Source organism: Flavobacterium sp. LC2016-23, assembly GCF_009674775.1.
Classification (GTDB): Bacteria; Bacteroidota; Bacteroidia; order Flavobacteriales; family Flavobacteriaceae; genus Flavobacterium.
Window position 1 is genome coordinate 70,332 of sequence record NZ_WKKE01000017.1, and the last position, 21,166, is coordinate 91,497.

At 35.9% G+C, this 21,166-nt stretch carries 14 protein-coding genes; 9 read left to right on the forward strand and 5 right to left on the reverse strand.

Annotated elements, in window-relative coordinates:
* Positions 1–25: 25 nt before the first annotated feature.
* The 4 genes from GJU43_RS15395 to GJU43_RS15410 form a co-directional block, all read right to left on the reverse strand.
* Entirely contained in the window at positions 26–613 is a 588-nt protein-coding gene (locus tag GJU43_RS15395; RefSeq protein ID WP_154341640.1) for a hypothetical protein, read from the reverse strand.
* 92 nt (positions 614–705) lie between these two features.
* A complete protein-coding gene (locus GJU43_RS15400; RefSeq protein WP_154341641.1) occupies positions 706–1,167 on the reverse strand; it encodes an SRPBCC family protein in 462 nt (153 codons plus the stop codon).
* 70 nt (positions 1,168–1,237) lie between these two features.
* Positions 1,238–1,705 (reverse strand): hypothetical protein, encoded by a 468-nt coding sequence (locus GJU43_RS15405; RefSeq protein ID WP_154341642.1) that lies wholly within the window; start codon positions 1,703–1,705, stop codon positions 1,238–1,240.
* Positions 1,706–2,006: 301 nt separating this feature from the next.
* Positions 2,007–3,266 carry a Na+/H+ antiporter gene (locus GJU43_RS15410; RefSeq protein ID WP_154341643.1) on the reverse strand — a complete coding sequence of 420 codons (1,260 nt, stop codon included), beginning with the start codon at positions 3,264–3,266 and terminating at the stop codon, positions 2,007–2,009.
* Positions 3,267–3,646: 380 nt separating this feature from the next.
* Between GJU43_RS15410 and dnaK the strand changes: the two genes are divergently transcribed.
* Positions 3,647–5,530 carry a molecular chaperone DnaK gene (dnaK, locus tag GJU43_RS15415; protein WP_154341644.1) on the forward strand — a complete coding sequence of 628 codons (1,884 nt, stop codon included), beginning with the start codon at positions 3,647–3,649 and terminating at the stop codon, positions 5,528–5,530.
* Between the two features lie 226 nt (positions 5,531–5,756).
* On the opposite strand, the gene GJU43_RS15420 is transcribed toward dnaK, so the two are convergent.
* A complete protein-coding gene (locus GJU43_RS15420; protein ID WP_154341646.1) occupies positions 5,757–6,359 on the reverse strand; it encodes a transposase in 603 nt (200 codons plus the stop codon).
* Between the two features lie 173 nt (positions 6,360–6,532).
* On the opposite strand from GJU43_RS15420, the gene corA reads away from it, so the two are divergent.
* From corA to GJU43_RS15460, 8 genes are all read left to right on the forward strand, one after another.
* Entirely contained in the window at positions 6,533–7,603 is a 1,071-nt protein-coding gene (gene corA / locus GJU43_RS15425) for a magnesium/cobalt transporter CorA (RefSeq protein WP_154341647.1), read from the forward strand.
* A gap of 63 nt (positions 7,604–7,666) precedes the next feature.
* Complete coding sequence (gene pta / locus GJU43_RS15430; protein ID WP_154341649.1) at positions 7,667–9,760, forward strand: phosphate acetyltransferase; 2,094 nt, start codon at positions 7,667–7,669, stop codon at positions 9,758–9,760.
* Between the two features lie 191 nt (positions 9,761–9,951).
* Positions 9,952–11,136, forward strand: a complete 1,185-nt coding sequence (locus GJU43_RS15435; protein WP_154341651.1) for an acetate/propionate family kinase — start codon at positions 9,952–9,954, stop codon at positions 11,134–11,136.
* Between the two features lie 97 nt (positions 11,137–11,233).
* Positions 11,234–13,978: a histidine kinase gene (locus GJU43_RS15440; protein ID WP_154341652.1), complete on the forward strand. Its 2,745-nt coding sequence runs from the start codon at positions 11,234–11,236 to the stop codon at positions 13,976–13,978.
* Between the two features lie 244 nt (positions 13,979–14,222).
* Entirely contained in the window at positions 14,223–17,240 is a 3,018-nt protein-coding gene (locus GJU43_RS15445) for a SusC/RagA family TonB-linked outer membrane protein (protein ID WP_154341654.1), read from the forward strand.
* Positions 17,241–17,244: 4 nt separating this feature from the next.
* Positions 17,245–18,699, forward strand: a complete 1,455-nt coding sequence (locus GJU43_RS15450; protein WP_154341656.1) for a RagB/SusD family nutrient uptake outer membrane protein — start codon at positions 17,245–17,247, stop codon at positions 18,697–18,699.
* Between the two features lie 17 nt (positions 18,700–18,716).
* Positions 18,717–19,694, forward strand: a complete 978-nt coding sequence (locus GJU43_RS15455) for a LamG-like jellyroll fold domain-containing protein (protein ID WP_154341658.1) — start codon at positions 18,717–18,719, stop codon at positions 19,692–19,694.
* A gap of 74 nt (positions 19,695–19,768) precedes the next feature.
* Positions 19,769–21,157 carry a glucoamylase family protein gene (locus GJU43_RS15460; protein ID WP_154341659.1) on the forward strand — a complete coding sequence of 463 codons (1,389 nt, stop codon included), beginning with the start codon at positions 19,769–19,771 and terminating at the stop codon, positions 21,155–21,157.
* The last annotated feature ends 9 nt before the right edge of the window (positions 21,158–21,166 follow it).

Genomic DNA, 21,166 nt, shown 5'->3' on the forward strand with positions numbered 1-21,166 from the left:
GGCAACTTTTTTGAAAGGTTAAATCTTAATAGTATTCCGTTTTGAAAGGCGCAAAATCCTGTATTTTTGGTAAAGGTTTGATCATGATTTTCTTTTTTGTATTTGTTTTAGGAAAATCATCTTCGCCATAAGGTTCTGTTGTTTTTATTCTAATTCCGGTTGAAAGATTAAAGTCAATCGTTCCCATTGTTCCTTGTCCGTCAGAATAAACTTCAGAGAAACCGATCAATTCAAAATTTCCGTTTTGATATCTGAATTTGTGTTCAAAATTTCCGCGAATAAGTTCGTTGTGAATGCTTAAAATTCCCTTTGTAATGGTGATTTCATAAAAAGAATTTCCGTTGTAATAACCATTTCTGCCTTCAGGATATTGAGCGTCGATTGCTTTGGTTGCAGAAACGATTTTTTTGAAATTGCCATTGTTTTCAGCAAAATAAATTTCGAGTTTATAAGGTGCAGTTTCGCTTTCAGTGTCTTGTAAAACCTGAACGTAATCAATTAAGCCATCTTTGTTTAAATCGCCTTTTACTTTTGTGATTTCTTTATTGAAATTATTTTGTGCACAAAGTATTGCTGAAAAAAGTAAGGCAAACAGAACGATAAATTTGGGCATTTGTAAATTAGTTTAATTTTGATTCTTCAATTATTGAAATTGTAATGCCGTCTTTATTTAATGAATTATATCCCGGCCCTGAGCCAAAATAATTACAATTTCATGTTAGATAATTCAGCCTCTAACTTATCAAAATTTTCCTCATTCTTGCCGACGACATAAGGTTTTAATTTCTGGCATTCTTCTTCTGTTTCAAAAAGCATTTTAAAAACAACTTTTGTCTGATTTTCTGCAACGGTCTCAAATGTGGTAAGAATTTGGAATAATGGTTTTGAATGTCGTTTCCAGGCAATAAGATTTGGTCTGTCTATTTTTATAAACTCACATTCGTTGGCATAATTACCAGCTTCAGGGCCATGCATAATAAAGCTCCATCTGCCGCCTTCGCAAAAATTAAATTCATTAAAAGTGTTTGTAAAACCTTTTGGTCCCCACCAATTTTTTAAGTGTTCTGGTTCGCTCCAGGCTTTGAAAACAAGTTCCTGCGGGAAATTTAAAATTCGGATAGTTACAATTTCCGATTCTGGTGTTGTAGAAAGAATATCTGAAGTCATTTCTAAAAAGTTTTAAATTAAGCAAAAATGCGGCATTATAAAGTTAAGCTTTTATGATAACTTTTTAATTTTAAAGGGTTTCCAGATTGTCCCATTCGTATTCTATCTTGTTTAATTTTATGTAATAGGGTATTAAAAGAAGAATTTCTAATCGAATCTGGATATGACCGTCTCTAGTTGTAAAAGGAAGTATAAACATAGAAGCGATACAAATTACAACTCCGCAAACGGCATCAATTTTACCAATTAAAATGGCATTCGGTTTTTCGAACCAAAGAGAATAAGCAGCAAAACCTTTAAATGCAGCAATGGCAATAATGAAAAGTCCTGTGCCTGTATAAGCACTATTACTTGTAAAACCGTAAAGCGATAAATCAATATTTGGTGTAAATAAATTACCTATTAGTGAACCTGCAGCACAAATGCCCAGAAGCATAAAAATCCAGCAAAAGGTTTTAATCCACCACGGCAGAAGTTTTCTTCTTATGATTGACGGTTTTTCGAATTCTTCAAATTGGTTTTCTAATTCTTGTTCCACGTTTTTTAAGGTTCTATAATTATTGATAAAATTTTAGTTTGTTTTATTAACCAGATTATTTTAAAGGATTTGATAAGTAACACCAAATCTGAAAATTTTTGAATAGATGTTTGTTCCGCCAATGTATCCTTCGAGGTAATTTTTTAATCCGAAAGAATAAAAAGTACTAGTTGTTTCATTATAAATCCTGGTTAAGATTAGCCGGGGCTAAAGTAGCCAAAATAGGATTATATTTTAGACTGTTACTCTTCATTTTTAAATTTTATAATAAAACTGCAATATGATGTTTGGGTTGCTGTTTTTATTCCTCTCCTTTGGTACTAAATTTTTTCACAATCCACGGCAACGTAAGGCCCTGTCCGATAAGAGTGAGTAGTACAACGGCGACAGAAATAAAAATAATTGCATTTCGTTCAGGGAATGGTGTCCCGTCTTCCAGAAATTTTGGCAATCCGATAGCGATGGCTAGTGAAACAATTCCCCGCATTCCGGACCAGCTTAAGATGACACTATTATTAAAATCCAAAAGTGCATGTTCGCTCACTTTTCTTTTCCTTTTTGTGTTTTGAAATGCTTTTTGAAGGTTAATTTTCTGCAAAAATATACGGACCATCCTAATTAATAATGCTGCGATAGTGATGATTGCTGCGTAACCAATATAGGGAAGAATCATATCATTGTCTATGTCTTTAAGAATGTAACGGAAATTGAGTCCGATTAGAATAAATATTAAGCCGTTGAGCAGAAAAATAATAAGATCCCAAAGACTTCGGGATTGATTTTTTAAACTTTCGGGAAATATTTTTTTACTGAAACGGGCAATTGCAAGTCCTAAAATGACTACTGCAATTACTCCGGAAACATGCATATATTCTGCGATAAGATAGGTTACAAAAGGCATTAACAGCATAAAGCTAATCGTTACATTTACGTTTTTGTGTACACGCGTGAGTATAAAACCCAGAATTTTAGCCATAACAAAACCTACTAAAAATCCACCTCCCAGTAAAAGCAGAAATTCGAGCGTAGCTTTCCAGAGGACAAAAGCAGATCCCATTACGGCAGCGACCGCAAAACGATAGGCAACCAATGCCGATGCATCATTAATCAGGCTTTCACCTTCAAGTATCGTTATCGTTTTATGAGCTATTTTCAGTCCTTTTGTAATGCTTATGGCAGCTACGGCATCTGTAGCAGAGAGAATTGCTCCAAGTACAAAAGCCAGCGGCCAGGTCATTCCGGGAATTATGAAATGCGCTAAAACAGCAATTCCCAGAGCAGTAAGGAAAACTAATGAAATAGCGAGTGTACCAATTGTATTCAGGTTAGTCTTGAAATCTTTAGGAGAAATATTAAAAGAGGCATCATATAACAGAGGCGGCAGAAATATCAGGAATATAATTTCGGGATTAATTTCGATTTCGTTCATTGTTGGAATAAATCCAATTGCTATTCCTACGATAACAAGTAAAATAGGCTGCGGTAATTTTATGGTGTCAGCAAAAGCGGATAGCCCGATGACGATTGCCAGGATAAATATAATGATGCTGTAGTTTTCCATTTATGCTGCTATTGAATTGAAGAAAGTTGCTAATGTAAGTATTTCGGGATTTAATTGAAAATATAGAAAGACATAATCTGATGAGATTCAGATAAGCTTCTTTTGAAAACGAATGTCTTAGCCCTGATGGGAGGGAAAATCCTTTTGTGCCGGGGTTCGGCACAAAAGATTGGAGGGACAGCAGGAAAATGCTCCTGATAAATGACACCTAAAGTACTGATATGCCACAGTTGTCAGGTTTTAAAAATGTCATGTTGTCAGCTGATTTTTACTATGACAACATTAAAACTGACAATTTACTTTGGTTTTTTATATTGGCACAAAGATTGACTTATGCCACCTGAGTTAAAAATGTATATCAAAAATTAAATATATAAAAAATGGGTAAAATAATCGGAATTGACTTAGGTACGACGAACTCTTGTGTTTCTGTAATGGAAGGTAACGAAGCAGTTGTTATTCCTAACGCAGAAGGAAAAAGAACAACTCCATCTATCATCGCTTTTGTTGAAGGTGGCGAAATTAAAGTGGGTGATCCTGCAAAAAGACAAGCAGTAACGAATCCTACAAAAACGATTGCTTCTATTAAACGTTTTATGGGACACACTTTTGCTGAGACTACAAGCGAAGCAAAAAGAGTTTCTTATTCAGTTGTAAAAGGTGACAACAATACACCACGTGTGGATATTGACGGTCGTTTATACACTGCACAGGAATTGTCAGCAATGACTCTTCAAAAAATGAAAAAAACTGCTGAAGACTATTTAGGTCAGACTGTAACTGAAGCAGTTATTACTGTTCCTGCTTACTTTAACGATGCACAACGTCAGGCTACTAAAGAAGCTGGAGAAATTGCAGGTCTTAAAGTAATGCGTATCATCAACGAGCCAACTGCTGCGGCACTTGCTTACGGATTAGATAAAAAAGGAACGGATCAAAAAATTGCTGTTTACGATTTAGGTGGAGGTACTTTTGATATCTCTGTTCTTGAATTAGGAGACGGTGTATTTGAAGTATTGTCTACAAATGGTGATACTCACTTAGGTGGAGATGATTTTGACCACGAAATTATTGACTGGTTGGCTAATGAATTCTTAGCTGAAGAAGGTATTGATTTACGTTTGGATCCAATGTCATTGCAACGTTTGAAAGAAGCTGCAGAGAAAGCAAAAATTGAATTGTCATCTTCTTCAGAAACTGAAATCAACTTGCCATACGTAACGGCTACTGCTTCAGGACCAAAACACTTAGTTAAAAAATTATCAAGAGCTAAATTTGAGCAATTGACAGATTCTTTAGTTAAACGTTCTATGGAGCCAGTTGCTAAAGCATTAAAAGATGCAGGTTTATCTACATCTGATATTGACGAAGTAATCCTTGTTGGAGGTTCTACACGTATGCCAAGAATCGCTGACGAAGTAGAAAAATTCTTTGGTAAAAAAGCATCTAAAGGTGTTAACCCTGATGAAGTTGTTGCTATTGGAGCTGCTATTCAAGGTGGAGTTTTATCCGGAGATGTAAAAGATGTATTGTTACTTGACGTTACACCTTTATCTTTAGGTATTGAAACTATGGGTGGTGTATTGACTAAATTAATTGAGTCTAACACAACTATTCCAACTAAAAAATCACAAGTTTTCTCAACTGCTGCTGATTCTCAACCATCTGTTGAAATTCACGTATTGCAAGGTGAAAGAGCTATGGCGGTTGATAACAAAACTATCGGTCGTTTCCACTTAGACGGTATTCCACCAGCACCAAGAGGAGTTCCTCAAATCGAGGTTACTTTTGATATTGATGCTAACGGTATCATCAAAGTTTCTGCAACTGATAAAGGAACTGGAAAATCTCACGATATCCGTATCGAAGCTTCTTCTGGTTTAACAGCTGAAGAAATCGAAAAAATGAAAAAAGATGCAGAAGCTAATGCTGATGCTGACAAAATAGCTAAAGAAAGAGCTGAGAAATTAAACGAAGCTGACAGCATGATTTTCCAAACAGAAAGTCAATTGAAAGAGTTAGGAAGCAAATTAGCTGACGACCACAAAGTTGCTGTTGAGTACGCTTTAACTGAATTGAGAATGGCTCACCAGTCTCAGGACATTCCAGCTATTCAAACCGCTCTTGACAACATCAATGCAGCCTGGAAAACAGCTACAGAAGCGATGTATGCTCAAGGTGAACAAGGTCAACAAGCGGCTCCTCAACAAGAGCAGTCTCAAGGTGACAATGTTGAAGACGTTGAATTCGAAGAAGTAAAATAATTCTTCTTTAACAATAATTAAAAACCGGGTCAGAAATGATCCGGTTTTTTTGTTTATGGTAACGTTAGTAAACCCGACAGGTTTTTAAAACCTGTCGGGTTTGTTTTGCGGTTAGATTGGGGGAGTGTTGTTTTATTTTTGGGGACGCAGTTAAACCCGACAGGTTTTTAAAACCTGTCGGGTTTTGTTTCGAAGTCCGATTAAGTACTGTTTTTTTTAACCTTCATCATAAATTTAAAAAATCTTCCAAAGAATTGAAGTTTTCCTTTTTACTATGAAAAGCTTTTAAACTTTCAATATTTTCAAATAGAGAAATTACTTTTTCACGTTTTAGTTTAGTTGGTTTTTCAGAAACACAAGTTAGGTAAGAACTCCAGGGATATTCAATTGGATGTTCGCAAAATCCGTGATTTACGGGATTATTGTGAATATATTTTATAACGGAACGCAAATAGAAATCATTATCAATTAATTTCCTTTTAAAAGGTCTCTCGAATAAGGCTCCATGTCTGCTGTAACCTTTATTGATTGACTTAGTATAAGCATTGAACAGATTACCAAAAGACTGATGTGGAGGAATTATTTTTTTGATTTCATCCTTCTTTTGGCTTTCTGAAATTTCCTCAGAAGTTTTAATTCTTACCAACAGATGGAAATGATTTTTTAATAAACACCAAGCCAGTGTTTCTGCAATTGGATCAATATGTTTACTATAGAGCATTAAAAAATACTCATGATTTCTATTTTCTTTAAAAATATTTTCACTGTTGATTCCGCGATTATAGATGTGATAATAGTTGCCAAATTCAAGATTTTCAATTTTTTGCATATAGATATTTTAGAAAGGAGGCGGGTTTTCAAAACTAATCAGATTCAATTGTAAAAGTAATAAAAAGATTACAAAATAAAAATACGAATCATAAAACCTTTTTCCATCAAACTGACAATTGTCATTTCCTTTTCAAATTCTTTTTTGTAATATTACTAGGTAAATATTTTTGAATGAGAAAGATTAAATATAAGAAGGGCCGCAAGCTGCAACACATTACATTAGAGTATACAGGAACCCATAAAGAACATGCAACAGAGATGCAGCTCTTTGTGTACGATGATGCAGATGTTGTTGAATATGAGAAGTTTACTGTAGCAGCGTTAAATTCCTGTTTTGATTATACAAAGAATAACTGGCTCAACGTTCATGGCTTAAATGATATTGGTCTGCTTAAAACTATTGGGGAACATTTCAAACTGAATGATTTTTTACTGGCAGATATTTTAAATACGACCAAAAGAACGAAACTGGAAGAACAGCAGGATGTTTTATTCTTTAATATAAAATCGTTGCTGCCTTCTGAATATTCGGATAACATTAGTGTTGAGCAGCTTAGTTTTATTCTGAAGGATGGAGTTCTTATTTCATTTCAGGAAAAACGAAGCGATTTCTTTACCCACATACGAGAGCGAATTCGTACGCATGCGGGAATTGTACGAACGAAAAAAGTAGATTATCTGCTTTACTTATTGTTGGATGCCGTAATCGAAAATTTTTACATTACGATAGAAGATGAAGAAGGTAAAATTGAAGAACTCATTAATTTAACCAAGAAAGGAGCTGATCCGGTAATCTTGGAAAAGATTGAAAATCATAGGGATAATTTTAATTTTTTAAAACGTTCTATCATTCCGCTTCGCGATTCGTTGTATTATTTAAAGACAATTAAAGACGATGATACGAGTACTTTAATCCAAAAAGACACCTTTAACTTTTTTATCAGATTACATCAGAAAAGCTTAGAACTTCTGGAGCAGATTGAGTCCGATATGAGTTCATTGGAAAGCGCTTCCAATTTCTATTTTTCGGAACAAAGCCGTAAAATGAATGAAATCATGAAAACCCTGACGATTATTTCGGCCATCTTTATTCCCTTAACTTTTATTGTTGGAGTCTATGGGATGAATTTTGAAAATATGCCGGAACTTCGATATAAATATGGTTATCACAGCGTTATGATTGCCATGTTTTTTTTGGTTATCGCATTAATAATTTATTTCAAAAAAAGACGTTGGTTTTAACGTCAGTTTATCTATAAAAAAATAGTAATTGTACGACATTTGTTTCGTTTCAAAATATAAATTATGAGTAAAGCAATCTATATAGCCACCAGTGATCAGAATAGCGGAAAATCAATTATTACGCTTGGTCTGATGAGTATTCTGATCGGGAAAACCGCCAAGGTGGGATATTTCAGGCCTATTGTTGAAGATTTTGTCGATGGCGGGGTAGACAATCATATCGAAACAGTTCTTTCCCATTTTAATCTTGATATTAAGTTTGAAGACGCTTATGCTATTACGAAAAGTAAACTGATCAAAAAGAAAAATAAAGGGAAAATCGGAGAGGTTTTAGACTTAATTATAGAAAAGTACAAACGTCTTGAAGAACGCTTTGATTTTGTTCTGGTCGAAGGCACCAGTTTTACCGGAGAAGGAACTTCAATTGAATTGGATACCAACGTTCTAATTGCAAAAAATCTTGGAATTCCAACCATAATTATAGGATCCGGTATTGGGAAAACCCTTGATGAACTGGTAGACAGTCTACACTTGGTTTATGATTCCTTTAAAGTAAAAGAAGTGGAGGTATTGTCCGTTTTTGCTAATAAAGTACAGCCTGAAAACATCGAACTGGTTACCAAAAGCCTGCAAAAAAGTCTGCCAGCCAATGTTTTGATAAATACCATTCCTTTGATTTCAAGTCTGAACAATCCGACCATGCAGGAAATTGTCAACGAACTGGATGCTAAAGTACTGTTTGGAGAAACCTATTTAAACAATGAAATAGGACACTACAGTGTCGGAGCCATGCAATTGCATAATTATCTGGTTCACTTGCAGAATAACGCTTTGGTAATTACGCCAGGAGACCGCTCGGATATTATATTAGGGGCATTACAGGCCAATGAGTCAGCCAATTATCCGACGATTTCCGGAATTATCCTGACCGGCAATATAATTCCGGAACAAAGTATATTAAAACTTATCGAAGGACTTTCGGCAGTTGTGCCAATCATTGCAGTGGACGGAGGAACCTATCACATCACCAATAAAATTGGCAGCATCAGATCTGAAATTTATGCTAACAACACGCATAAAATAGAAACATCGATCAGTACTTTCGAAAAATATGTAAAAGTGGACGCTTTGTCGGAAAGGTTAATCACTTTTGTGGCAGAAGGAATGACACCAAAGATGTTTCAGTACAATATGGTGAAAAGAGCCAAACAGCATCGCAAGCATATTGTGCTGCCGGAAGGAAATGACGACCGGATCATTATGGCAGCTTCACGATTACTGGATATGGATGTGGTGGATATTTCGATTATTGGAGATAAAAAACAAATAGAAAGTAAAGTTGCTGAACTCGGAATTACGTTTGATTTTTCTAAAGTTAATATCATCAATCCGATAGAATCTAAGCTCTATGAAGATTATGCCAATACCTATTACGAGCTTAGAAAAGCCAAAAACGTAAGTATTACAATGGCCAGGGATTTAATGGAAGATGTTTCTTATTTCGGAACTATGATGGTGTATAAAGGTCATGCAGACGGAATGGTTTCCGGCGCCGCACACACCACGCAGCATACCATTTTACCGGCATTACAATTTATCAAAACAAAACCTAATTCGTCTGTAGTTTCCTCTGTATTCTTCATGTGCCTGGAAGACAGGGTTTCTGTTTTTGGAGATTGTGCCATTAATCCAAACCCAACCGCTGAACAATTGGCAGAAATTGCAATTTCGTCAGCAGAGTCAAGTCTGGCTTTCGGAATTGAACCCAAAATAGCCATGCTTTCGTATTCTTCCGGGTCTTCAGGAAAAGGAGATGAAGTCGATAAAGTAAGAACAGCCACTGCAATTGTAAAAGCCAAACGCCCTGATTTAAAAATCGAAGGACCCATTCAGTATGATGCTGCAGTTGATCTTACGGTTGGAAAAAGTAAAATGCCGGATTCTGAAGTGGCAGGCCAGGCGAGTGTCTTAATTTTTCCGGATTTAAATACAGGAAATAATACGTATAAGGCCGTTCAGAGAGAAACCGGAGCTTTGGCCATCGGACCAATGTTACAAGGCTTAAACAAGCCCGTAAACGATTTAAGCCGTGGCTGTACGGTAGATGATATCATAAACACAGTAGTAATTACAGCCATTCAGGCACAAGGACTTTAATTAATTATGAATTATGAGTTGTAAATTATGAGTTTTGGGTTATGATTATTACCTAAAAAAAGCATGTCAGGCTGAGCGGAGTCGAAGCCCCTTTTCGTTTGACCAGCCTTCGACTTCGTTCAGGGTGGCAGTAAAATTTTTAAAAAAAACTTAGCAGCTTAGAAACTTAGCATCTTAGAACCTTAAAAAAAATGAAAATACTAATTATAAATTCAGGAAGTTCATCCATCAAATATCAATTAATGGTAATGCCGGAAAACGAAGTGATTTGTTCCGGAATGATTGACAGAATTGGTTTGGAAATTTCAAATATTACATTTAAAACGGCATCAGATTCTTTAGAAGAATTACTTCCGATTCCGAATCATAAAGTGGGGCTGCAGAAAGTAGCCGAAATGCTTTTGGATCCGGAAAAAGGAGTTATAAAATCAACTTCGGAAATTGCGGCTGTTGGTCATCGCGTCGTTCACGGCGGAAGTGACTTTACAGATACCGTAAAAATTGATGAGAAAGTCAAATTAAAAATTAAACAGCTTTTTGAATTGGCACCTTTACATAATCCAGCCAATTTAGAAGGAATTAATGTGGCCGAAGAAATTTTTAACTCGGCAGAGCAAATTGCTGTTTTTGATACGGCTTTTCATCAGACAATGCCGGAGACCGCATTCAAATACGCCATTCCGAATTATCTTTTAACAGAGAATAAAGTCCGTGTTTATGGTTTTCACGGAACAAGCCATAAATATGTTTCTGAAAAAGCAATTGATTTTTTACAGCACAATTCAAAAATAATTACCATTCATTTGGGAAATGGCTGCAGTATGGCTGCTATTAAAGACGGAAAATGTATCGATACGACGATGGGTTTTTCTCCTTCAAATGGTTTAATAATGGGAACCCGAGCTGGAGATATCGATCAGTCCGTAATTTTTTATCTGATCAAGAATCTAAATTATACGGCTGATGAAGTAAATGCAATTTTGCTCAAACAAAGCGGAATGCTTGGCCTTACAGGCTACAGTGATTTACGTGATATCGAATCAGAAGCTGAAAAAGGAAATAAAGACTGTCAGCTGGCTTTGCTGATGAATGCGTACCGAATTAAAAAAACAATTGGTTCTTATACGGCAGCCTTAAATGGTTTGGATGCGATTATTTTTACCGCCGGAATTGGTGAAAACTCTTTGTACATGCGTAAACTGGTTTGTACGGATATGGATTATTTCGGAATTGAACTGGATGATGAAAAAAATGCAGTTCGTTCAAAAGAAATCAGGGAAATTAATACCCCCAATTCTAAAGCTAAAGTTTTGGTTGTTCCGACAGATGAAGAATATGAAATTGCCAATCAGGTTTATCAGCTGCTCCAGCATTAGAAACGTATTTTATAGATAAAAGCTCTCCAATAGGGGAGCTTTTTTACATTCAAAAATTAAATATTTGTCAGTATCTTTGAATATAAATCCGAATATTTTGAAATCGATACTTTTAAAATTACTTTTCTTCTTTTTCATAGCTTCACAAATTCAGGCACAAGAATTACTTCCCTTTGTTGAAAATTACAGTAAATCAGATTATCAGGGAGATAATCAGATCTGGAATGTGGCACAGGGAAAAGATAATGCCATGTATTTTGCCAACAACCATTATTTGTTGCGATACGACGGTGTGATATGGGAGAAATACACTTTGCCGAATAAAACGATTATTCGTTCTATTTTAATTGAAGGCGACAAAATATATTCCGGTTCTTATAAAGAATTTGGGTACTGGTACCGTAACGAGGGTAAAATGCATTACGTTTCGATTACCAAAAACCTGCGTTTATTTGATGAAAAAGACAACGAGGAAATCTGGAAAATATTCCGGTTCAATGGTTCGCTTTATTTTCAATCCTTCAATGATGTTTTTATTTATAATGGAAAAACCATAAAAAAAATAAAATTTCCATTTCTGATATCGTATTGCTTTTTTATCGATAATAACCTGTATGTAGCTTCTGTTCAGGATGGTATTTTTAAGATGAACGGCAAAAGAATTGCAAATCCAAAAGGATGGAATGTTCTGAAAAACACGGTAGTTCACGCCATAGAAAAATACAAAAACCAAACCTACATTTTTACACAGAAAAAAGGGGTTTTTGTAGTTGAAAAAAATGGCCTCAGGCCCTGGAATAATCCCTTGAACGAAACCTTAAAATCAACCACTATCAATGTTGCCAAATTTATTAAGGGAAATAAACTGATCATTGGTACCGGAAATAAGGGCGTTATAATTTTAGACTTAGATTCCAATTTGTATAAAAACATTGATCGGAATAATGTTTTAATGAACAATTCGATTTTAACTATTGGCTTTGATAAGGAAGATGATTTATGGCTGGGTCTTGATAACGGAATTGCTCATGTGGAAGTCAATTCTCCGATATCCTTTTTCTATGATAATTCCGGTATATTAGGATCTGTTTATTCGGTGGCAACCACCAATAAAGGCTATCTGATTGCTTCCAATCATGGTATTTTTGAATTTGGAGCCGGCAGGTTTAACATGCTGCCCAATACACAGGGCCAGGGCTGGAATATTACCAAAATTGGCACCAAATATATTATTGGACACAATGACGGAACATTTTCATATGATAATGGTACTCTCACTAAAATTAATGGAGTAAGCGGTGGCTGGAATTTATCCAAAAGCAGTATTAATAATACGTATTTTCAGTCGACTTACAGCGGTATTCTGGTGTATGATGATTTATCAAACCTGTCACACTACAAAATAATAAAGGATCTGGCCAAACCCATAAAATATGTGGCCCAGAATAAAAAAAATGAAATCTGGGCAGCGGATAATTATCGTGGTTTATATCGTGTTTTACTGGACGATGATTATAAAACAAAAAAAGTAGAGAATGTCACACAGCAAGCCAAAATAAAAAATGATTTTGGGATTAAGATTTTTGAATTCAGAAAAGAAATACTTTTTCTAATTGATAATTCCTGGTATACGTATAATTCGCTTACCAATAAACTGGAGGAAAATGAATTATTTAATGCTAATTTCAAGAATGTATCTGATATTGTAGCAATAGATGAAGATCATTTTATGGTACTCCAGAATGGGATTTTATACCATATTTATGCCACCGGAAATAAATTTGTCTGGAATATTATTCAGGAGAAATATTATAAAGGAAAACTGATCAATGAAAATTTGAGAATCTTTAAAAATGAAAATCATTATTTGTTAAATCTCGATGACGGTTTTATTTCCCTTCAGTTAAAGTACGAAAACAAGCAACATAAAGCTTTAAGGGTCGAAGCCTTTAGTGACAATATCTTAATTGCAGATGATTCTAAAATTAAATTCAATAAAGAGTTAAAAATAAATGTGATTTCGGGAATATATGGGGCCAGCAAACCAAATTTATTTTATAAACTAAATAAAAGCAAAGATTTTACCCCCATTTCTGATGGCGTAATTTTACTGAATAATTTAAGCAGCGGTTATCATTCTGTGGTGATCTATAAACACGATGGCGCCAGTTATGAAAAAGTAGAAGAGTTTTCTTTTAAAGTAGCCCAGCCCTGGTATTTTTCACTTTGGATGATTTTGATGTATTTGTTCGTAATTGCCGCTGTACTGTTTTTATATTACAAATGGAACAAGCTTCGATACACTCAAAAGTTAAAATTGCAGGCAGAAGAACTGAAACATCAGAGAGAAATTCTGGAAATGGAGCTAAAAGCGGAGAATGAATTAAATGTTCAGGAATATGAAAAACATATTTTGGAACTGGAATTGCAGACAAAATCATCTGAAGTTGCCGGAAAATCCTTGTCGATAGCCAAGCAAAGTGAAATGATTGAAAATATACAGAACATTTTAGACTCAGAAAAAGATTTTAATAAACTGAAAAGCGAAATTAAAAAGGCCATTAAAATCAATGAAGTGAACAAACACGAATGGGAAACTTTCGAAACCACTCTGAACCAGATTCACAATGAGTTTATTATTAATTTGACAAAGAAATTCCCAAACCTTACTCCAAAAGATATAAAACTGTGTGTTTATCTTAAAATGAACCTTTCTTCAAAGGAAATTGCACCTATGATGAACATCTCCTTTAGAGGTGTAGAATTACACAGATATCGTCTGAGAAAGAAATTAAACCTTAGTCAGGATGAAAACCTGTCAAAATTTTTATTGACTGTGTAAGATTCTTACATGTTTTTTAAACATAGTTTAATTTTTCAATTCTTTTTTTACGTAATTCTAATACATCATTACTACATCATAACGTTATGTTAATGAAAAATTAAAATACGTTAAAGTCTTTATTGGTAGTTCTTTAGCTAAGTTTTTTGATGTAGTGATGTAGCTGTGTAGTAGTACTGTTTGATGTACTACAACGTTGTAATTGTTTAATTTGGCTCTACTAACTTAAACGATTACAAACTGTATGAAAAATTTTATTTTTAGTTTTTTAGCACTCTTATTGCTGCCGGCTTATATGTCCGGGCAGACAATTAAAGGAAAAGTATTAGATAGCAGCGGAATGGGAGTTCCGGGAGCTGTGATCAGTGCGCCTCAATCCAGAACTTCTGCTGATGCTGATTTCGATGGTAACTTTACGATCAATGCCAAAGAAGGCGAGATGTTAAAAATCTCTATGTTGGGTTTTGAACCAGTTTCTTTGCCTGCAACTTCAGGACTAATGACAATTACATTAAAGGAATCCGGTGATACTGCTTTAAAAGAAGTAGTCGTTATTGGATACGGTACCAGAAAGAAAATTGATAATACTACCTCAATTAGTTCGATCAAATCGGAGGAAATTACCAAAACAAAAGTGTTAAACGCTTCACAGGCTATTCAGGGTAAAGCGGCCGGGGTTCAGGTAATCTCATCAGATTTACCGGGAAGCACTCCTTCTGTTGTGATTAGAGGTTTGGGAACCGCACTAGGAGGAAGAACTCCCTTGTATGTAGTAGACGGAATGCAAACGGAGAATATCAATAATATTAATACAAACGATATTACTTCTTATGATATCTTAAAAGATGCTTCTGCACTTGCTATTTACGGTACCAGAGCAGCCAACGGAGTTATTATTATTACAACCAAAAAAGGAAAAGGTGATAATAAAGTTTCTGTAGAAATAGAAAGCTTTGCGGGTGTAAGAGAGCCGCTTAAAAAAGTTAAAATGGCGGGCAGTAATAAGTTTGCTTATTATACGAATGCCGCTTTGCAAAACACTACTTTTTCACAAGATCAGCCTGTAAATACAGATTGGTTTGATGAAATTACAAGAAGCGGATCGTATACACAAAACAACATTTCTGTTTCCGGCGGTTCTGAAAATGTTAAGTATTTTTTCAGTTTAGGAAATTACGAAGAAAAAGCAATCCTAAACGGACTAAGTTATGGCCGTACCACTTTTAGAAATAATAATGAATATAAAATTTCTAAAAAATTGACGCTAAATCAAAACTTCAGTTTTACGTCTACAAAATCGACTCCTAAACCGTTGGGAGCTTTTACAAATGCGTACAAACAATCACCAATAGTGCCTGTTTTTTTTCCTGACGGAAAATACGGAGTACCAAGAGTTGGTGCAGATGGTTTTGCAAACGAAACAGGATCAGCATTTAACAATGTTGGAAATCCGGTGGCACAACTTGATTTTTTTGATGAGCAACAAAAAAGTATAACCTTGCAGGGAGGTCTGAAATTAGACTATGAAATTTTAAAATCCTTAAAATTTACTTCTCAGTTTAATGGAGAATACTACACCTGGAAACAATATAATTTTGAAGACACCAAAAATGTATGGCTTGCGGCCAATCCTAATAAAGTAGCAAGTGATTACGAAAAAGAATTTCCAAATGCTAATATTAATTTATTAACCAAAGGAAGAGAAGACTATTACAATTGGAATTTAGCAAACTACCTGACCTATAACAAGGTGTTTAACGATATTCACGATATTGAAGTAGTAGCCGGTATTGAAACAAGTGTGAAAGGTAACAGGGAAAAACTTACCATCAAAAGAAAAAATGTAAATTCGGATGCGAACTACTGGGCTCTGAAAGATGTAGAATATGCTGCAAATATAACGAGCTATAAGGACGAAGTTTTCAATGAAGTAAAACTGGCATCTTATTTAGGCCGTTTCCAATATAAATTGATGGATAAATATTTGGTTACCGGAACGGTAAGACGTGACGGATCTTCAAATTTTGGAAAAGATTACCGTTGGGGTACGTTTCCTGCTTTTGGTCTGGGATGGGTTCTTTCTAAAGAGTCTTTCTTAGCAAATTCAGAAACAATTAGTTTATTAAAATTAAGAGGAGGCTGGGGTAAATTAGGAAACCAGAATGTACCACTAAACAGAGCAAGCTATACATCGGGTCAAACTGCGTATTTAGGAGGTTCTATTTTGAATGAAGGAAGCACTATTAACTCGCAAATTGATCCAAGTTTATCCTGGGAAGTTACGGAAGAGACTTCTGTTGGTTTGGATTTCGAATTACTGAACAGCAAATTAAAAGGAACTCTTGATGTGTATGACAGAAATACAAATAACATCATTTTAAATACAAAACCGTATGTTACATCAGGAATAACAAATGTATCTCCGGCACACGTAGGAGAGGTTTCGAACAAAGGTTATGAAATTTCTTTACGCTGGGATGACAAAATTGGTGAAGATTTCAGCTATTTCATCGGTGGAAACTTTTCGAATAATAAAAATGAACTTACAGGTCTGAAAAATGTTATTTTATCTCCGCTTATCGGAGGAGGATTAGGCAACGGACAAGATACTAAATTACTGGATAACACTACTATTGGTCAGCCGTTAGGAAGTTTCTATATCTACGATTATGCAGGTTTTGACGCTGCAACTGGAAAAATGTTGTATTACAATGCTGCAGGTAATAAAGTAACTCAGGATGCACTAAATGCCACTACAGACAAAAAATATGTAGGATCAAGCATGCCAAAATCTAATTATGGAGTGTCTTTAGGATTTAATTACAAAAACTTTGATGTCTCTGTAGACGGTTACGGAACGAACGGTGCAAAAGTGTACAATGGTAAAAAAGCACAGCGTTTTTCAGGAGAAAATATCGAAGATTCTCTTGCCGGTAATTTTTGGACACTTAACAATGTAACAGCTTCAAATCCTGCACCATTCAACCAGGTACCAGTTGCTTCTACTTATTATTTGGAATCAGGTGATTTCTTTAGAATCAACAACATTACAGTAGGATACAAATTGCCATTGCAAAGCGAGAGTTTTATCACTTCCTGCAGAATTTATGTAAATGCAATAAATCCGTTTATCACACAAAAATTCTCAGGATTCTCTCCGGAATTAAACGGAGATGGAAATCCTTACGGAACTCAGGGAGTGGAATTGGATGCTTATCCAACTTTGAGATCATTTGTAATGGGAGTTAACTTAAAATTTTAAAATTATGAAAAAGATATATATAGCAGCGTTTGTAGTATCAGCATTCTTTTTTACAGGCTGTGCAGACGATTATTTAGATGTAGATCAAACAGAATCGGTTTCTACAGATGATATTGAATTATACAATAATGACGCGGGAGCAACACAATTTGTGACTTCAATTTATAACAAATTCCTAAACTGGGATATGACCTCATTCGGCTGGATCGGTCTGTCAAGTATTACATCTGATGATGCCGATAAAGGATCATCTCCTGGTGATACCGGAACCGATAAAGACGTTCTGGATGCTTTAACGTACAATGCTTCGAACCCTTCTGCCGAAAGTACTTTTACCGCCAATTACGATGGAATAAACAGATGTAATCAGGCTTTGAATATTCTTCCGAAACTGGATAAAGCAAGTCCGGCCCTGAGAGCCAGATTAGCTGGTGAAGCGAAGTTTTTAAGAGCATTTATGTATTTTACTTTAGTGAAATGTTACGGAGGAGTACCAATTGTAGATCACTTACCGGTTCCGGGTTCAGATTCTGATCGTATTATGCAGTTAACCCGCAAAACAAGTGCAGAGGTGTATGCTTTTATCGAAAGTGATTTAAATGACGCTATTGCCGCATTACCTGAAAAAGGGGCGTATGCTGCAAATGAAAGATCAAGAGTATCAAAAGGAGCTGCTTATGCTTTACTGGCCAAAGTAAATTTATATCAGAAAAACTGGCAGAAAGTAGTAGACAATTGTAATAAAGTTACGGGCTACTCGATTGTTAGTGACTATGCCAGTATGTTCAGAGTAGCAGGTAAATTCGATTCAGAAAGTATTTTCGAAATTTATGCTCAGGGTGCAGTACCGGCTAAAGGAATCGAAGGCTATTCAAACACACAAGGTGCGCGTGGTGCCGGTGGATGGGGTTGGGGTTTCAATACGCCATCTCAAAGTTTAGTAAATGCGTATGAGCCGGGTGACGTAAGAAAAAATGCAACTATTATCTTTAGAGGAACAACGTTGTATGATGGAAGAGTAATTCCGACTACAGTTGAAAACGAACGATATAACTACAAGGCCTATTCGTCTGCCTATACAGATGCCTGGGAAACAGATGTTGATATTAAATATTTAAGATATGCTGAAGTTTTATTAATGAAAGCAGAAGCTCTTAACGAATTAGGTCAGACACCGGATGCTATTCCATTATTAAACCAAATCAGAAACAGAGCCGGTTTAGCGAATACAACTTATTCATCTCAGGGTGATATTAGAACGGCAATCTGGAGAGAAAGAAGAGTAGAAATGGCTTTTGAGCACGACAGATTCTTTGATTTGGTTCGCACGGGTCAGGCCAAAGCAGCTTTTGCAATTGATGGAAAAGTGTTTACGGAAGGTAAAAACGAAGTGTTTCCGATTCCGGCTTCCTTTATCAAACAAGCAGATGGTTTATCAGCTCAAAATCCTAATTATTAATTTTTAAGACCATAAAAATGAAAAAAAATAAATCTATTTTCTTGCTTTCTTTTGTTTTGGCTGCAACAGTATTTGTGGGCTGCGAAGATAGTATCGATAAGGACAATGCCCCAATTCCGTATGAATCAATTGGAGGTTATGAGAATTCTGATGAAGTTGCTGCAACTCACCTGATTTCCAAATTTAGTTTTGATGGGAATTTAAACGATAGCAAAAGCAATATTACAGGTCTTGAAGGGATGAATGTTGCTTACGCTGAAGGAGTGAAAGGAAATGCGTATCAGGGTTCCAGCGCTGTTGCCCGCTACGCTGTAGGAAATGCAACTGCAAAAATTACGGCTCTGAATGATTACACCATTTCATTCTGGATGAATACAGCCAATACCGTTCCGGACGGTGGAAGCCCGGGACAGGGAAAAGGAGCACAGGGTATTTTTTCAATCGTTAGACCAACCGAATTTTGGGGAGGCATTAATTTGTTTTTGGAAAATCCGGATAGTGCTAATCCAAACAGACTACGATTAAAACTTGGAGTGGAGAATGGAAGAACCGGAGTAATGTGGAAAGGACAAAGTGTTATCGTAAACCTTGATAATAGTTTAAATACATGGGTACATGTTGTTTTGGCCTATGATTCTAAAACCAGTACTATCAATTGTTATACGAACGGAGCACCAAGTGCAAATGTTGGTGGTTTCCCGTTTGCTCCTGCAGAAGGAGTTGTAGGTACTGCAATATGGTATGCTGACGATCCGGGTACTTACGCTAACGTTAAAAATGCTCCAAAATATGGTGTATTTCAAATGGTAGGTACAAATGGTAAAGTGGTTTTCGGAAACCATCAGTTCGAAACAACACCTCCGTTAAACAATGGTTCGCAACAAGACTGGGCTACAAGTTACGCAGGCTTAATGGATGAATTCAGAATTTATGATTCGGCTCTTGCAAGTAATGAGGTTTCAGCTTTATACAAACTTGAAAAAGATAAAAGATAGAAATCCTTACAATACACCCGGATGAAAAAATTCCGGGTGTATTTTTTTTTACTATTAATATCACAATTAAAAAAATGAAAAGCAGTTTTTATATCCCCCTTTTGTTAAGTGTTTTTATGTCATGCTCCTCTTCTTCACCAGAAGGAGGAAATAGCGGAGGAACACCATTACCAACCAATCCGACACTACCAACCAAGCCTCTGACAGATGCTGAAGCGATGGATCAGGTGCAAAAAGATGCCATTAAATATTTTTGGGATTATGCTGATCCTAATTCAAAACTGGCCCGCGAAAGATATCTTACCGAAGATCCGAATTTTGAATCGAATATTATTACCACAGGTGGTTCCGGTTTCGGATTGATGAGTATTGTAGTAGGAGTAGAAAGAGGTTTTTTGCCAAGGGCCGAAGCTGTTTCTAGACTTGCCACAGCTTTGAGTTTCCTTGAAAAAGCGGACCGTTTTCACGGCGCATGGCCACACTGGATGGATAATAAAGCAGGAAAAGTGATTCCGTTCGGAACAAAAGATAACGGAGGGGATTTAGTAGAAACTTCTTTTGTTTGTCAGGCTTTAATTACTATCAGAGAATATTTTAAAAATGGAAGTACAGCCGAAAAAGAACTGGCTGCCAAAGCCGATTTACTTTGGAAAGGCGTAGAATGGGACTGGTACACCCAGGGACAGGATGCATTGTACTGGCACTGGTCACCAAACTATGGCTGGGAAATGAACTTTAAATTAGAAGGATATAACGAATGTCTTATTACCTACGTAATGGCAGCTTCTTCACCGACACACCCAATTTCTGCTGAAGCTTATCATAAAGCATGGGCGAGAAGCGGAGCAATTGTAAATGGTGGCGCTCAGTATGGTATTCCGGTTGTTTTAAATTACAACGGCGCGACAGGAAATGTAGGGCCAATGTTTTGGTCACATTATTCATATTTAGGTTTGGATCCAACTAATCTGAAAGATAAATATGCGGATTATTGGGCATTAACACAAAACCATGCAAAAATAATGGTTCAGTATAGTGTTGCTAATCCAAAAGGATTTAAAGATTACTCTGATAAATGCTGGGGATTAACAGCAAGTTACACTCGTAATCCGGATGGCACAACAGGCTACACGGCGCATCAGCCTAACAATGATAACGGGGTTATTTCGCCTACCGCTGCCTTATCTTCTTTTCCATATACGCCAATAGAGTCTATGAAATTTTTGCATTATTTATACGATGATAATAAAGCAAAATATGTTGGAATTGCAGGTCCTTACGACGCTTTTTCGCCACAATACAGTTGGGTAACGGCCCGTTATCTGGCAATTGATCAGGGAACCATTGCTCCTATGATCGAAAACTACAGAAGTGGTTTGTTGTGGAAGTTGTTTATGAATGCATCAGACACCAAACAAGGTTTAGTAAAACTTGGATTTAGTTCAACTAAATATGGATTCTAATATTCAGTA

What these genes read in the sequence shown, in the direction of transcription:
- GJU43_RS15400 (WP_154341641.1), bottom strand. Translation starts at nt 1,167, where the DNA reads ATGACTTCAGATATTCTTTCTACAACACCAGAATCGGAAATTGTAACT.
- GJU43_RS15460 (WP_154341659.1), top strand. Translation starts at nt 19,769, where the DNA reads ATGAAAAGCAGTTTTTATATCCCCCTTTTGTTAAGTGTTTTTATGTCA.
- GJU43_RS15455 (WP_154341658.1), top strand. Translation starts at nt 18,717, where the DNA reads ATGAAAAAAAATAAATCTATTTTCTTGCTTTCTTTTGTTTTGGCTGCA.
- GJU43_RS15435 (WP_154341651.1), top strand. Translation starts at nt 9,952, where the DNA reads ATGAAAATACTAATTATAAATTCAGGAAGTTCATCCATCAAATATCAA.
- GJU43_RS15450 (WP_154341656.1), top strand. Translation starts at nt 17,245, where the DNA reads ATGAAAAAGATATATATAGCAGCGTTTGTAGTATCAGCATTCTTTTTT.
- corA (WP_154341647.1), top strand. Translation starts at nt 6,533, where the DNA reads ATGAGAAAGATTAAATATAAGAAGGGCCGCAAGCTGCAACACATTACA.
- GJU43_RS15410 (WP_154341643.1), bottom strand. Translation starts at nt 3,266, where the DNA reads ATGGAAAACTACAGCATCATTATATTTATCCTGGCAATCGTCATCGGG.
- dnaK (WP_154341644.1), top strand. Translation starts at nt 3,647, where the DNA reads ATGGGTAAAATAATCGGAATTGACTTAGGTACGACGAACTCTTGTGTT.
- pta (WP_154341649.1), top strand. Translation starts at nt 7,667, where the DNA reads ATGAGTAAAGCAATCTATATAGCCACCAGTGATCAGAATAGCGGAAAA.
- GJU43_RS15395 (WP_154341640.1), bottom strand. Translation starts at nt 613, where the DNA reads ATGCCCAAATTTATCGTTCTGTTTGCCTTACTTTTTTCAGCAATACTT.
- GJU43_RS15420 (WP_154341646.1), bottom strand. Translation starts at nt 6,359, where the DNA reads ATGCAAAAAATTGAAAATCTTGAATTTGGCAACTATTATCACATCTAT.
- GJU43_RS15445 (WP_154341654.1), top strand. Translation starts at nt 14,223, where the DNA reads ATGAAAAATTTTATTTTTAGTTTTTTAGCACTCTTATTGCTGCCGGCT.